The sequence below is a fragment of the uncultured Altererythrobacter sp. genome (assembly GCF_913057185.1).
GTDB classification, from domain to species: domain Bacteria; phylum Pseudomonadota; class Alphaproteobacteria; order Sphingomonadales; family Sphingomonadaceae; genus Erythrobacter; species Erythrobacter rubellus.
Genome location: NZ_CAJXNK010000001.1, coordinates 437,402 through 449,670 on the forward strand (window position 1 = coordinate 437,402; position 12,269 = coordinate 449,670).

Annotated in this window: 17 protein-coding genes; 12 read left to right on the plus strand and 5 right to left on the minus strand. The window is 58.3% G+C overall.

Annotation, left to right across the window (positions count from 1 at the left end; translation table 11 throughout):
• Positions 1–26: 26 nt before the first annotated feature.
• From QZ487_RS02075 to QZ487_RS02100, 6 genes are all read left to right on the plus strand, one after another.
• Entirely contained in the window at positions 27–545 is a 519-nt protein-coding gene (locus QZ487_RS02075) for an MmcB family DNA repair protein (RefSeq protein ID WP_285976112.1), read from the plus strand.
• 49 nt (positions 546–594) lie between these two features.
• Positions 595–1,314 carry a sterol desaturase family protein gene (locus QZ487_RS02080; RefSeq protein ID WP_296023099.1) on the plus strand — a complete coding sequence of 240 codons (720 nt, stop codon included), beginning with the start codon at positions 595–597 and terminating at the stop codon, positions 1,312–1,314.
• Positions 1,311–1,760 carry a DUF2141 domain-containing protein gene (locus QZ487_RS02085; RefSeq protein WP_285976114.1) on the plus strand — a complete coding sequence of 150 codons (450 nt, stop codon included), beginning with the start codon at positions 1,311–1,313 and terminating at the stop codon, positions 1,758–1,760. Before QZ487_RS02080 ends, QZ487_RS02085 begins: the two co-directional genes overlap by 4 nt.
• 337 nt (positions 1,761–2,097) lie before the next feature.
• On the plus strand, positions 2,098–3,048 hold the full coding sequence (locus QZ487_RS02090) for an alpha/beta hydrolase (RefSeq protein ID WP_296023100.1): 951 nt from the start codon (positions 2,098–2,100) through the stop codon (positions 3,046–3,048).
• 9 nt (positions 3,049–3,057) lie between these two features.
• Complete coding sequence (locus QZ487_RS02095; RefSeq protein WP_296023101.1) at positions 3,058–4,410, plus strand: M48 family metalloprotease; 1,353 nt, start codon at positions 3,058–3,060, stop codon at positions 4,408–4,410.
• A 36-nt stretch (positions 4,411–4,446) separates the two neighbouring features.
• Positions 4,447–5,148: a DsbA family protein gene (locus QZ487_RS02100; protein ID WP_296023103.1), complete on the plus strand. Its 702-nt coding sequence runs from the start codon at positions 4,447–4,449 to the stop codon at positions 5,146–5,148.
• Positions 5,149–5,175: 27 nt separating this feature from the next.
• Here QZ487_RS02100 and QZ487_RS02105 read toward each other — a convergent pair whose 3' ends face one another.
• Positions 5,176–5,301, minus strand: a complete 126-nt coding sequence (locus tag QZ487_RS02105; protein WP_285976118.1) for a hypothetical protein — start codon at positions 5,299–5,301, stop codon at positions 5,176–5,178.
• A gap of 81 nt (positions 5,302–5,382) precedes the next feature.
• On the opposite strand from QZ487_RS02105, the gene QZ487_RS02110 reads away from it, so the two are divergent.
• Positions 5,383–6,132, plus strand: a complete 750-nt coding sequence (locus tag QZ487_RS02110; RefSeq protein ID WP_285976119.1) for a hypothetical protein — start codon at positions 5,383–5,385, stop codon at positions 6,130–6,132.
• A 49-nt stretch (positions 6,133–6,181) separates the two neighbouring features.
• Here QZ487_RS02110 and QZ487_RS02115 read toward each other — a convergent pair whose 3' ends face one another.
• The gene (locus QZ487_RS02115; RefSeq protein ID WP_285976120.1) at positions 6,182–6,790 is read right to left on the minus strand and encodes an HD domain-containing protein; all 609 of its coding nucleotides are present in this window, start codon (positions 6,788–6,790) and stop codon (positions 6,182–6,184) included.
• Between the two features lie 96 nt (positions 6,791–6,886).
• Here QZ487_RS02115 and QZ487_RS02120 point away from each other — a divergent pair, with 96 nt between their 5' ends.
• The 4 genes from QZ487_RS02120 to QZ487_RS02135 all read left to right on the plus strand — a co-directional run bounded on the left by QZ487_RS02120 (position 6,887) and on the right by QZ487_RS02135 (position 10,051).
• Positions 6,887–8,113, plus strand: coding sequence for a sensor histidine kinase (locus QZ487_RS02120; RefSeq protein ID WP_296023105.1), 1,227 nt, complete (start codon positions 6,887–6,889; stop codon positions 8,111–8,113).
• A complete protein-coding gene (locus QZ487_RS02125) occupies positions 8,110–8,907 on the plus strand; it encodes a LytTR family DNA-binding domain-containing protein (RefSeq protein ID WP_285976122.1) in 798 nt (265 codons plus the stop codon). Before QZ487_RS02120 ends, QZ487_RS02125 begins: the two co-directional genes overlap by 4 nt.
• Positions 8,907–9,767, plus strand: a complete 861-nt coding sequence (nadC, locus tag QZ487_RS02130; RefSeq protein WP_296023108.1) for a carboxylating nicotinate-nucleotide diphosphorylase — start codon at positions 8,907–8,909, stop codon at positions 9,765–9,767. Before QZ487_RS02125 ends, nadC begins: the two co-directional genes overlap by 1 nt.
• Positions 9,768–9,841: 74 nt before the next feature.
• Positions 9,842–10,051, plus strand: coding sequence for a hypothetical protein (locus tag QZ487_RS02135; RefSeq protein WP_296023109.1), 210 nt, complete (start codon positions 9,842–9,844; stop codon positions 10,049–10,051).
• Positions 10,052–10,156: 105 nt separating this feature from the next.
• Here the strand turns inward: QZ487_RS02135 and QZ487_RS02140 are convergent, their stop codons facing one another.
• The gene (locus QZ487_RS02140) at positions 10,157–10,612 is read right to left on the minus strand and encodes a nucleoside deaminase (protein WP_296023110.1); all 456 of its coding nucleotides are present in this window, start codon (positions 10,610–10,612) and stop codon (positions 10,157–10,159) included.
• Between the two features lie 167 nt (positions 10,613–10,779).
• Between QZ487_RS02140 and rpmB the strand changes: the two genes are divergently transcribed.
• Positions 10,780–11,070, plus strand: a complete 291-nt coding sequence (gene rpmB / locus QZ487_RS02145; RefSeq protein WP_118055345.1) for a 50S ribosomal protein L28 — start codon at positions 10,780–10,782, stop codon at positions 11,068–11,070.
• Positions 11,071–11,150: 80 nt separating this feature from the next.
• On the opposite strand, the gene QZ487_RS02150 is transcribed toward rpmB, so the two are convergent.
• Both QZ487_RS02150 and QZ487_RS02155 read right to left on the minus strand, forming a co-directional pair.
• Positions 11,151–12,050, minus strand: coding sequence for a M23 family metallopeptidase (locus tag QZ487_RS02150; RefSeq protein WP_296023115.1), 900 nt, complete (start codon positions 12,048–12,050; stop codon positions 11,151–11,153).
• Positions 12,047–12,250 (minus strand): DUF2093 domain-containing protein, encoded by a 204-nt coding sequence (locus QZ487_RS02155; protein ID WP_296023117.1) that lies wholly within the window; start codon positions 12,248–12,250, stop codon positions 12,047–12,049. The genes QZ487_RS02150 and QZ487_RS02155 overlap by 4 nt, the downstream gene beginning before the upstream one ends.
• Positions 12,251–12,269: the final 19 nt, after the last annotated feature.

A 12,269-nucleotide genomic window follows, 5' to 3' on the forward strand; every position in this document is an offset into this window, starting at 1 on the left:
TTCGCATTATGTTCCAGCCAAGGGTCATGGCAACAGACGCAACCCAATCCACTGATTCGGCAAATGACGCGAGCTTAGAGGCAGCAAAGGTAAGTGCATCTGATGTCGCGCGCGGTGTCATGCGCCTGTTTGCCCGCAATGATATCTGGTGTCTGTCCGAAATGCCGCTGCGTAATAGCCGCCGTGCCGATCTGATGGGGGTTGATGCAAAGGGTCAGATCATCATCGTCGAGATCAAAGTGGCGCGCAGCGATCTGCTTGGTGATGGCAAATGGCCTGACTATCTGGATTTCTGCGACCGGTTCTATTGGGCTTTGGCGCCGGGGCTGGATCGCAGCCCGCTCGACAGCGCGGACTACCAACCCGAATGCTGCGGCGTTATTGTGGCGGACGGCTACGATGCAGAGATCGTGCGCCCCGCCCCACTACATCCGCTGGCCGCCCCGCGGCGCAAGAAAGAGATCGAGCGTCTCGCAAGAACCGCACTTCGCCGGCACACCGGGCTGATCGATCCGCGCTGCGCAGAGCTGTTCCCCGACCGCTAAACACCAGTTACCTGTCGCCAAGGGCTCTCTGCGCGGCTACGATGCCCGCATGCTTTGGGGTTTGCTGTTTGCCGCCACGTCGATGACATTGATCGTTGCGCTACGCAATCTGGCAAGCAGCGGTTTATTTGCATGGCTGACGCGCAGGCTTCGCCCCGGCCAGTATGACGGACTAGAGCCTCAGATCCTCCGCGAGATCAGATGGTCGCTGGCATCAGCTGCAATTTATGGAATACCAGCCGGGCTGGCCTTCTGGAGTTGGCGCCACTTGGGCTGGACGCAAATGTATCTCGATCCGCTCGAGTACCCCTTGTGGTATCTGCCCCTCTCGGCAATGATTTGTCTGTTTGTGCACGACACGTGGTTCTACTGGACGCATCGCGCAATGCATTGGCCGCCGCTGTTCCGACTGGCGCATTCTGTACATCATGACAGCCGGCCGCCAACCGCATGGACTGCCATGAGCTTCCACCCGATCGAAGCGGTCACTGGTGCCGTCGTTATTCCAACGCTGATCTTTCTGGTGCCTATCCACATGGGCATGCTTGGACTTGTTCTGGCGATCATGACAGTGATGGGTGTCACCAATCACATGGGGTGGGAAATGTTTCCGCGCTGGTTTGTTCACTCTAGGTTTGGCAATTGGGTGATAACTGCCAGTCATCACGAACGTCATCATGAAGAGTATCGATGCAATTACGGCCTTTATTTCCGGTTTTGGGACAAGTTGTGCGGCACAGACCGCGGACTGACTCAAAAGTTCGCATGAGCCGAGACGCTGCCCAGGCATTGCTTCTGGCCGCTAGCGCGATTGCGCTAAGCGGGATGAGTGCACCGCCCAAAGGCGACATAACCGTCAGCATCACCAATATGCGCTCATCCGAAGGCGTAGTGCGTGCATGCATCACAAAGGACCGCAACACCTTTCCCAACTGCCGCAAGGATCCGGCTGCGATGCGCAAGGTTGTCGATGCCGGTGAAAGTGTGCCCCTGACCTTTACCGGTGTAGAAGCCGGCGCATATGCGATCGCTCTGCTGCATGACGAGAACGACAACGGCAAAGCTGATCGTACACTGGGCATGATGCCGAAAGAAGGGTTCGGCTTCTCTCGCGATGCAAGGGTGCGCATGGGCCCACCCAGCTTTGACGATGCAGTGTTCGATTTTGACGGCACCGACGCTGCGCTAACAATTCGCATGCGCTACATGCTCTGACCCGATGTGGCGTCACTCCGCCATGATGGCCGCGGGCTAGCAAGGCCGGCAAAGATGTCGAGCCTTACATTGAATTTCGCAGTTCGCTGGCCAAGAAGCTGCGAAGCCTGGATCCGCAAGATCTGAGCGACATCGATAGCAATGTCGGCGAGTTCGGTTTGGTGATGATCCGCCGCACGGAAGATGGCGACGTCGTTGTGCTGGGCGAGATCGAGCAGGATATCCCGCTGATCGAACGCGCAGCGCGCAAACTGCTGGGCTAATCACAAGCCTGGATCGCGCCCGATCAGATCAAATCTCGCTGGCCTAACTAGGTAGAGCGCGTTAGAGCGCGCGCATGAACAATGATGTGCGCGTGCGAAGGCGGCCCAAATTGCTGACATTTCTTGGTGTTTCGATAGCGTTGCTGATTGCGGCAGGCTTGGCGCTGCAGATTGCGATATGGCGCAATGGCCCGGCCGTACTCGATGCGGTTGACCGGATTACCGGCGGCGCCCGCGGGGCGGTTCTGGCCGAGCGCGTGAGCTATGGACCAAGCGACAAACAGTATCTATCGGTTTACACGCCCAAGGATCCAGTGGCCGAGCCTTTGCCCGTCATCGTTTTCGTGCATGGAGGCAGCTGGAACAAAGGCGACCCTGAAAACTACGGCTTTATCGGGCGTGCATTCGCACCCGAAGGTTTTGTGGTTGTGCTGGCCGCCTATCGCCTGCATCCCGAAGCGGTCTATCCGGCTATGATCGAGGACACAGCGGCCGCGATTGCCTGGACACAGGCCAATATCGCCAAACACGGCGGTGACCCTTCACGCATTATCATCTCTGGTCATTCGGCGGGCGCGTATAACGTCGCCATGACAGCACTGGAGGCGCGCTGGCTGGCCGAGGCAGGCGGGAGCGCAGACCAGATCGCAGGGGTTGTAGGCCTTGCCGGCCCCTATGACTTCTATCCGTTCGATAGCGATTCCACCCGGGCATCATTCGGCCATGTCGCGCAAGGCGAAGTCACGCAGCCGGTCACGCATGTGCGCGATGACGCGCCACCAAAGCTGTTGGTCCACGGCGAGGCAGACACGCTCGTCAAACCGCGCAATTCGCGCGAACTGGCAAAGCGTTTGGAGAACGCAGGGGCCAAGGTCGAAACGCTCTACCTCAAAGATGCCGATCACAACCAGCCGCTATTGGCGCTGGCGAGCCCATGGAGGGGCAATTCCGAGGTTTTTCGCGCGTTTGTAGAATTTGCCCGCGATGCACACGCTTCAGTTCCAGTTCAGGACGAAATGCGTTAGCACGGCACGATGCGTTTATTCTGCCATTTTGCGGCCCTCATCGCCGCGCTTACCTGGGCAATCCAGCCGGTTTCGGCGCAATCCGTCCTGCGCGATGCCGAAACAGAGGCGTTGCTTAATGACATGGCTGCGCCGCTGGTTGACGCGGCCGGGCTTGCACCGGGCAATGTCGATATTGTCCTGATCAATGACCCGTCGATCAACGCTTTCGTAGCAGGCGGCCAAGCCGTCTACATACATACCGGGCTAATCAATGCGGCTGATACCGCCAATGAAGTGCAAGGCGTGATTGCGCACGAGCTGGGCCATATTACCGGCGGCCACATCAACCGTTTTGAAGAAGGCATGTCGGCGGCCGGGAATATCTCGATCCTGAGCCTGTTGCTGGGCGTTGGTGCGGCATTAGCGGGCGCCGGAGAAGCCGGCATCGGCATCATGCAAGCGGGTCAACGCGCGGCACTGGGCAAGTTTCTGGCCTTCAACCGTGTGCAAGAAGCATCCGCAGACGCTGCTGGTGCGCAATATCTGTCAGACGCAGGCCTTTCAGGGCGCGGGTCGCTCGCATTCTTTGGCAAGCTGCTTAATCAGGAATTTCGTTACTATCGACGTCAGGACGATGAGGCCGCTTTCACCCGCACTCACCCTTTGTCCGGCGATCGTATCGCTCGCCTGCGCGAGGTTTATCAGCGTGATCCGGCGTGGGACGCGCCCGACGACGAGGAAATTCAGCAGCGTTTCATGCGGGTCAAGGCAAAGCTATATGGCTATCTTTCGACGCCAGAGCGAACACTGCGATCGTTCCCCGAATACGATACCAGCGTGCCTGCGCGCTATGCTCGCGCCTATGCCTATCACAAGAGCGCGTTCGTCGACAAAGCGCTCGCGGAAACCAATGCTCTGCTGGAGAGTGATCCCCAGAACCCATATTTCTATGAACTGAAAGGGCAGGTCCTGCTTGAATCCGGCAAGCCAGATGAAGCGCTGACCTATCTGCGTAGCGCGACCAGTCTCAGCCGCAACGAGCCGCTCATTGCCTCGATATTCGGGCACGCGTTGATCGCGACCGAGAATCAGGAGAACTTCAACGAAGCCGAACGCGTGCTGCGCGCAGCCGTAGCGCGTGATCGGTTTAATCCATTCGCTTGGTATCAATTGGGCGTAGTTTATGCGGCGCGAGGAGATATGCCGCGCGCGCGCCTTGCAAGTGCAGAGCAACAAGTCATGCGCCGCAACTATCCGGAAGCGCTGCGAAGCGCGCAAGCAGCAGAAGCCGGGCTTGAGCCCGGAACGCCAGACTGGATTCGAGCGCAAGACATTTCGCTGCAAGCCAGGGCCGAGCTTGAGCGACTTCGGGATCGATAAGTCGCCAGGCCAAGGGCTCAATTTCGGGAAATGAAAATGGAATCGCGAACTTCCTCTTTTTTGATCACCGCGGCGATCGCATTGATATTCGGCTTTGCCGGATCGGCGGCCTTCAATGCCACTGGCCTGGGTGATGAGCGAACCAAGGAATACCTGCTTTCGAACCCGGAGATTCTCCCGCAGATGGCGGAGGCATATCAGCGGCAGGAGGCAGAGCGACGCTTGGCCGGCATCGCTGAACAGGTGATGGGCAACTTCCCCGGAGCGGTGCTTGGAAACCCGGAGGGGTCAAAGGTTCTGGTCAAATTCACAGACTACAATTGCGGGTTCTGCGGCGCCAGCCGGCCTGACATTGACCGACTGATTGCCGAAGATCCCGAGCTAAAAGTTGTCATCCGCGAATGGCCAATTTTCCGCGGCAGCGAGGTCGCTTCGCGAATGGGTCTGGCGGCAGCCAAGCAAGGCAAATTTGCAGAATTCCACGACGCCATGTTCGAGCTAGCGCCGGCGACACCGGAAAGCGTCGAACAAGCTGCCACCCAAGCCGGAATGGATATCGAGCGGGCGCGCGTGGACATGGCCGGCGAAGATATTTCAACCGAGATTGCCAAGAACAATGCGCTCGCTGCGCAGCTTGGCTTTGGCGGTACGCCCAGCTGGGTCACCAGCAACTCGGCTTTCGAAGGCGCAGTTGGCTATGCCGCGCTCAAAGATGCGGTCGATAACGCAGGTACATAAGCATTGGTTTCGCGCACTTGCCTTGGATTAACAGTCTTCGCCTGCGTATTTCTTCCGCAGCCCGCCATTGCCGATGATGCCGACGATGGCCCGCAAAGGCGCGCCGCCCAATCCGTTTTCCAGCAAAGGCTCGAGCAGGATCAAAAGCTGCAAGATATTGGCTGGAAGCTGGTTTCGGGTAATGCGAAATTTTGCGCCAATTCAATACCATCAATCGGCCTGCAGTTGCACGATATGGCCAGTTATGGACGGCCTGACGCAGTGCGGGAGCTGCTCGGCATCAGCGGCGATATCGCGGTTCTGACGGCAGCTGCAGGCTCGCCGTCTGCGCAAGCAGGTCTCACGGCCAATCAGCATGTCACAGCTATCGCCGGGGTTGATCCGCATACATGGCTAAGCGAGGCTAGAAGCGATTGGCAGCGGACCAAGCGGATGCACGATTGGATTGATCAGCGCGTTAAGGAAGATGGATCAGTCACTCTGACGCTTGCTGAGGGCAAAGATGTTACGCTTGAACCTGTGCTCGCCTGTGCGTCCCGGTTCGAGTTGAGCGGCGAAAACAAGGGCGCAATGGCCGAGGGAAGCCGCGTGATCCTGGGGTATCATTTCCCCGGCTTCGCCTATCCCGAAGAAGAGTTGGCAGCGGCCATAGCGCATGAATTGGCGCACAACGTTTTGCACCATCGCGATTGGCTGGACGCAAACGGCAGAAGCCGCAGCAATGTCCGGCTGACAGAACGCGAAGCTGACCGTTTGATGCCGTGGTTGCTAGCCAATGCAGGCTATGATCCCGCTGCTGCAACGCGTTTCATGAAGCGTTGGGGACCGATCCACGACGGCGGCATCTTCCGCAAACGCACGCATGATGGCTGGGATGAGCGGGTCGAGTTCATCGAAGCAGAACGCGCGCTAATTGAGGGGTTGCAGCAAGAAGAGGGTGTCGACTGGCGCAGGCATTTCACACGCGAGATCACGACGCTTTAACGAGCAGGACAAGCTCCTCGCTCAGCGCGCAATCCCGGCCAAACTGCACTCAATCGTCGATCACCTTGGCGTACATAGAGTTGATCGGCCTCTCCATGACCCGGCGGACCATTGGTTCAAAGAAGTCCAGCGGCGCGCTTTCATAATTCGCGTCAAACGCTGCCTGATCGTACTTCTCGCAAAACTCTGCGCATGCTTCAAAATGCGGATTCCCGCGATATTGCTCACGGATATTCTGATCCATGCCGACGTGGTGGAAATAGAAATAGCCCTGGAAGGCACCGTGCTTTTCGCAAATCCAGTGGTCCCGCTCGGAAACGAACGGTTTCAGAATCGCTGCGGCAACATCAGGATGGTTATAGGTGCCGAGTGTATCGCCAATGTCATGCAGCAATGCCATTACAACGTAGCGCTCATCCCGCCCGTCACGATGCGCGCGCGTCGCGGTCTGCAAGGAATGCTCCAGCCGGCAGATCGGAAATCCGCCAAAATCACCTTTGAGCAGTTTCAGATGATCGAGCACACGATCGGCCACGCCCTTCGCGAATTTGCGATACTCACCGCCGATAATCGCCCAGTCTTCAGTTGTACCTTGCTTCATCTCGCTGAATTTGGCGCGCTCGTGACTGGCTGCGTCCGGATGCTCAACAGTTGCCATGATTCCTCTCCTTGCCGTCCAGCAGTGTAGCGCGCGCGACGGCAAGCGGCAAAACAAATGGCACCTTGCCTATCAAATCGGCTAAGAGGGAGAGGTATGTCGGTGCTACCCTTCCAACCCACGCCGTTCTTTGCCAATAAGAACAAGGCGTTCTGGAACCTTCAGCTTGCAGGCTGGGGCGGCGCATTTTTGCTGCGCGCAGCCGCGGCAATTGCCAACGGCCAACCACTCGATCTTTTAGCCGTGATAATTGTGACCACGATCACCGGATTTTCGATCAGTCTGATCCTGTCCGTGGTCTACCGGCAATTGATCAGCAAGCAGCCCTTCGTCACATGGGGTTTGACGATGATCGCGCTGCTTTTGGGGGTTGCGCTTTACGCTTCGATGGAAACATGGGTGCACGGCATTTACAGTGCAGGCATTGTCGAAAGCACATTCGCGCAGCGGTTTATCGGCTTCGTCTACATTCCCGCAACGTTGCTGGGCGGTTGGACTGCGCTTTATTTCGCAATGAACTATTTTTTGACGGTCGAAGAACAAGCCGACCGTTTGGAGCGCCTGGAAGCGCAGGCCACCAGTGCGCAGCTAGCCATGCTGCGCTACCAGCTTAATCCGCACTTTCTGTTCAACACACTGAATTCGATCAGCACGCTGGTTCTTCTTAAACAAACCGAGCCTGCCAATGCGATGCTATCCCGCCTATCCGCATTTCTGCGGCACACGTTGATCATGGAACCGGGCAGCATTGTGACTCTGGCGCAAGAGATGGAAACCTTACAGCTCTACCTCGACATCGAACGCATGCGCTTCGAAGACAGGCTGCGTACGGAATTCACAATCGATGACGAAGCAAATGGCGCCCTTTTGCCTTCGATGTTGCTGCAGCCATTGGTAGAAAACGCCGTCAAATATGCCGTCTCTCCGCAAGAAGAAGGCGCGCGGATCGATCTGACTGCCAAGGTAAGTAACGGGCGGCTCAAGATCGAAGTCTCAGACACCGGGCCCGGCGTGAATGGGCCGCGCCAAGGCAGTCTGCTCGAGCTTGCAAAACAAAACGCCCAGCAAACCACGTCCACCGGGGTTGGGCTGGCGAACATCCGCAATCGCTTGATGCAGGCCTATGGCGACAATCACCAGTTCCGGACCAGCTCCGGTTCAGGTGGCGGATTTATTGTCACGATCGATATCCCGTTTGAAACCGCTGAAGAGGAGGCGGCCGAAACCGCTCAAGAATCAGCCCCCGCACAGCTGGCAAGTCCGGCACAGCAATCAACCACCGCGCCCTTTGCCCCCGGGCGCCCATTGGAATCCAACGCATGACTATTCGCACAATGCTTGTCGATGATGAGAAGCTTGCCATTCAAGGCCTCCGGCTGAGGCTGGAACCATTCGCGGACATCGAAGTGATCGCAACTTGCGCCAACGGGCGTGAAGCGATTCGCAGGATCAAGACCGAGAAGCCCGATCTTGTGTTTCTGGACATACAAATGCCCGGCTTTGACGGCTTCGGCGTGGTCAAGGGTGTGATGGAGATCGAGCCGCCATTGTTCGTGTTTGTCACAGCCTATGAAGAGCATGCTATTCGTGCATTCGAAGCCAATGCCGTCAACTATCTGATGAAGCCGGTCGATCCCGACAAGCTTGCGGACACGGTTGAGCGCGTGCGCCAGCGTTTAGCCGAGAAAAAATCTGCCGAGGAAGCTGACAAGCTCAAGAATGTCCTCGCACAGGTGGCTCCGGATCAGGCGCAAGCCATGGACGAAGGCGAGACTGAAACAAGCGACCGCTTCGAGAAGCTGATCAATGTGAAAGATCAGGGCCGCATTTTCCGCGTTGAAGTCGATACAATCGAGCGGATCGAGGCGGCTGGCGACTATATGGTGATCTATACCGCAGAGAATTCTCGGATCCTGCGCGAGACGATGAAGGATCTTGAGCGCCGGCTGGATCCCCGCACCTTCCAGCGCGTGCACCGCAGCTGGATCGTCAATCTCGATCAAGTGCGCCAGGTGAAGCCGCACACGAACGGTGAATGCTTCCTGGTGCTGGAATCCGGCGCCGAGGTGAAAGTCTCGCGTTCCTATCGCGACGTCGTGGCGCGTTTCGTTCACTGATGGCGTTTGAACTCGAGGGTTTTGATCTCGACGCATTCGTGCGCGAGACTTTGGCCGAAGACCTTGGCGAGGGCCTTCCTGACGGCGGGCGCGACGTCACTTCGGAAAGCGTGATCCCGGCAGACGCGCGCTTTTCCGGCGCGATGGATAGCCGCGATGCAATCATCGTTGCAGGCCTGCCGATTGCCGAGGCATTTTTCCTGGCACTGGATCCCGGGATGGAGATCGAGCTGTTGGTGCAGGATGGTGATGCGGTTGAACCCGGCACCGATCTGATGCGCCTTTCCGGTAATGCGCGTGCCATGCTGACTGCAGAGCGCAGCGCACTCAACACTGTGCAGCATTTGTCCGGCATCGCCACTATGGTGCACGAATATGTGGTCACAATGGACAACCCCGATTGCACTTTGCTGGATACTCGCAAGACAATCCCCGGCCTGCGTTACCTTGAGAAATACGCGGTGCGCATGGGTGGTGGCAGCAACCACCGCATGGGGCTGTGGGATGCAGCCATGATCAAGGACAACCATGTGCTGGTCGCTGGCAAGGTCGGCGAAGCGGTGCGCCGCGCAGTCGCAGCTGGCGTGAAAGAGATCATCTGCGAAGTTGATCGGATCGACCAGATCGAGCCCGCTTTGGAAGCTGGCGCCACCCGCCTTCTGCTCGACAATATGGAGCCATCTACACTACGCGAAGCAGTAGCGCTGGTTGCTGGCCGCGTTCCAACCGAGGCAAGCGGCGGGATTAATCTTGATACAATCAAGGCCAAGGCGGCAACGGGCGTGAACTATGTTTCTGTCGGCCGCCTAACCCAAAGTGCGCCTGCCGCCGATATCGGGCTCGATTTCACGCCGTTATGAAGAAGTGACTTTGGCCTGCCGTTGCATTGCTCGGCCTGCCCACACAAACAATCACTCAGGCCTATCAATGCCGCATGCCGCAATGGGTCAGCGTGCCTCAGATGCGCGCGGATGGGCCAACACGCACGGTCTCCGTCACTGGCTACACACTCGCGCTGAGCTGGAGCCCCGAGTTCTGCAAGGGGCGCAAGACGGATGCGCGCCAGCGCACGCAGTGTTCGGGTCGCAATGGCCGCTTTGGCCTTATCGTGCGCGGCTTGTGGCCCGATGGATGCAGCACCTGACCGCAGTGGTGCCCCACGCAGCGGGTCATCAGTCAGGCTGAGGCACGCAAGAATATGTGCATGACGCCCTCGGCCCAGCTGATCGCGCGGCAAGAGGGCTGACGATCACCGCCGCGCCTTGAAGAAATCGCGTAATATTTCAGCAGCTTCTGTTTCGCCCATACCCGAATAGACCTCTGGTCTATGTAGCGCTTGCGGATGTTCGAACACGCGCGCGCCGTGTTCCACGGCTCCACCTTTGGGATCGCTCGCAGCGTAGTAGAGCTTGCCAATGCGAGCATGGCTGATCGCACCCGCACACATCGCGCAAGGCTCCAGCGTGACATAAAGATCGCAGTCTGTCAGCCGTTCGCTGCCCAGCTTCACCGCGGCTTCGCGCAAGGCAACAATCTCTGCATGGCCAGTCGGGTCAGGCGGGGTGCGCGTGCGATTGGCAGCCACGCTGAGCACTTCATCGCCCTTCATAACTACCGCGCCAATAGGCACTTCGCCTTGCGCCCCGGCCGCACGCGCGGCATCCAGCGCGAGCTGCATTGGGTGAGGAATGGGCCACTTGGTCATATCAAGCGCGCTAGCCGTATGCGCGTCAGGCCGCAACTTTGCTTGACGATTCGGGAAGCCCCCGCTATGCGCCCGCCTTCGCGGGAAACCAGTGGTTTCAGACCGAATTTTTGATGGCCTGCCGATTCGCATCCAAGGCCAACCATAGAAAACGAACGAGAGATATCATGTCGCGCATTTGCGAACTGACCGGCAAAGGTCGCCAGGTAGGTAACAACGTTAGCCACGCTAACAACAAGACCAAGCGGGTGTTCCTGCCAAACCTGCAGAACGTTACGCTGCTGAGCGAGAAGCTGGGCCGCAGCTTCAAGTTCCGCGTATCAACCAACGGTCTGCGTTCGGTTGAGCACAATGGCGGTTTGGACAACTGGCTCTTGAAGACCAAGGACGAGAAGCTTTCTGCGCGCGCCGTCAAGGTGAAGCGCGAGCTCAAGAAGGCAGCTAAAGAAGCTGCATAATCCACTGGTCCCGCAAGGGGCGCAAGTTGGTCAAAGGGCGCGCAGAGAAATCTGCGCGCTTTTTTGTTGCCGGCTTTGGGCTATGCCTCGGGGGCTACAAACAGCAGTGGGTCTAGCCGCGCATCGTGCCATTTCAGGCTCCAATGCAGATGCGGGCCGGTTGCGCGACCTGACGCGCCGACATTTCCGATATGCTGGCCTTGTGTCACTTGGTCACCTTCGCGCACCATCAGGCGCGAGGCATGCAGAAACGCGCTGTTCAATCCGTGCCCGTGATCGATGATCAACAGATTGCCTTCCAGCGAGAAATTGTCCGCCGCCAGAACCACAACCCCATCAGCAGGTGCAACGAAGGGCGTGCCCGCGCCCGGGGCAATATCGAGGCCGGAATGATAGCTGCCCGGTTCGCCGCGATAGATGCGCTGCGAACCGAAACGCCCGGAGATACGGCCCTTGACCGGCCAGATAAAATCCTGCTGCCAGCCGGTTGCGCCGGTGACTTTCTCGCGCGCAACTTTGATTGCCAGCCATTCGGGCTCGCGCTTCTTCCACCACGCCTCGCTGCTGCCACCGCTGCGCTTGGCAACGTTGACATGCTCGATATTCCACGCCCGCGGAGCCACATCGATCTGGCGTTCGATCACGCGGCCGTCTTCAAGCGTGGCCCGAAGGATTGCCGGGCCGGTCGCATCGCGATCAAATGCTGCAAAGAAACGGCCATCCGTTTCAACGCTTAGCCGCGTATCGCCAAGCGTGGCCAATTCTGTCCCACGCGGCACCAGACCTTTGACCCAGCCGCCTTGAGTCAGTTCCCCGGCGAGTTCAATCGCGTCGCGGCCGGTCGAAATCTCGGCATTATCGTTGGGAACAGCCGATGCGACAGCCAAGGTCGGCAGCAGCGGATTCGGTGCATTGTCGCGCGGCGCATTCTCGCAGGCTGCAAGCGCCAGCAGTCCAACACCGGCGAGGGCAGACCTCATGGTTCGGCGGTCAACCGCTTGGTCGCGATTTCGCAGGTCGCATAGGCTTCCTGATACTCAGCGCTCCAATACCGCAGCTCTTCGAGCTGGATTGCTTCGCCGCTGACCGCGCAACGCACAAAATTGCCTCCGCGCACCACTCTAAAGGCGCTGGCACCGTAGTGAAGTTTGGCTTCGCCATTTCCGGAATTCATCAACATGACAGCTCCTTTAGCAAGC

What these genes read in the sequence shown, in the direction of transcription:
- QZ487_RS02080 (WP_296023099.1), top strand. Translation starts at nt 595, where the DNA reads ATGCTTTGGGGTTTGCTGTTTGCCGCCACGTCGATGACATTGATCGTT.
- QZ487_RS02150 (WP_296023115.1), bottom strand. Translation starts at nt 12,050, where the DNA reads ATGAGGTCTGCCCTCGCCGGTGTTGGACTGCTGGCGCTTGCAGCCTGC.
- QZ487_RS02095 (WP_296023101.1), top strand. Translation starts at nt 3,058, where the DNA reads ATGCGTTTATTCTGCCATTTTGCGGCCCTCATCGCCGCGCTTACCTGG.
- QZ487_RS02085 (WP_285976114.1), top strand. Translation starts at nt 1,311, where the DNA reads ATGAGCCGAGACGCTGCCCAGGCATTGCTTCTGGCCGCTAGCGCGATT.
- QZ487_RS02120 (WP_296023105.1), top strand. Translation starts at nt 6,887, where the DNA reads ATGTCGGTGCTACCCTTCCAACCCACGCCGTTCTTTGCCAATAAGAAC.
- rpmB (WP_118055345.1), top strand. Translation starts at nt 10,780, where the DNA reads ATGTCGCGCATTTGCGAACTGACCGGCAAAGGTCGCCAGGTAGGTAAC.
- QZ487_RS02115 (WP_285976120.1), bottom strand. Translation starts at nt 6,790, where the DNA reads ATGGCAACTGTTGAGCATCCGGACGCAGCCAGTCACGAGCGCGCCAAA.
- nadC (WP_296023108.1), top strand. Translation starts at nt 8,907, where the DNA reads ATGGCGTTTGAACTCGAGGGTTTTGATCTCGACGCATTCGTGCGCGAG.
- QZ487_RS02125 (WP_285976122.1), top strand. Translation starts at nt 8,110, where the DNA reads ATGACTATTCGCACAATGCTTGTCGATGATGAGAAGCTTGCCATTCAA.
- QZ487_RS02140 (WP_296023110.1), bottom strand. Translation starts at nt 10,612, where the DNA reads ATGACCAAGTGGCCCATTCCTCACCCAATGCAGCTCGCGCTGGATGCC.
- QZ487_RS02110 (WP_285976119.1), top strand. Translation starts at nt 5,383, where the DNA reads ATGGCCAGTTATGGACGGCCTGACGCAGTGCGGGAGCTGCTCGGCATC.
- QZ487_RS02135 (WP_296023109.1), top strand. Translation starts at nt 9,842, where the DNA reads ATGCCGCAATGGGTCAGCGTGCCTCAGATGCGCGCGGATGGGCCAACA.
- QZ487_RS02155 (WP_296023117.1), bottom strand. Translation starts at nt 12,250, where the DNA reads ATGTTGATGAATTCCGGAAATGGCGAAGCCAAACTTCACTACGGTGCC.
- QZ487_RS02075 (WP_285976112.1), top strand. Translation starts at nt 27, where the DNA reads ATGGCAACAGACGCAACCCAATCCACTGATTCGGCAAATGACGCGAGC.
- QZ487_RS02100 (WP_296023103.1), top strand. Translation starts at nt 4,447, where the DNA reads ATGGAATCGCGAACTTCCTCTTTTTTGATCACCGCGGCGATCGCATTG.
- QZ487_RS02090 (WP_296023100.1), top strand. Translation starts at nt 2,098, where the DNA reads ATGAACAATGATGTGCGCGTGCGAAGGCGGCCCAAATTGCTGACATTT.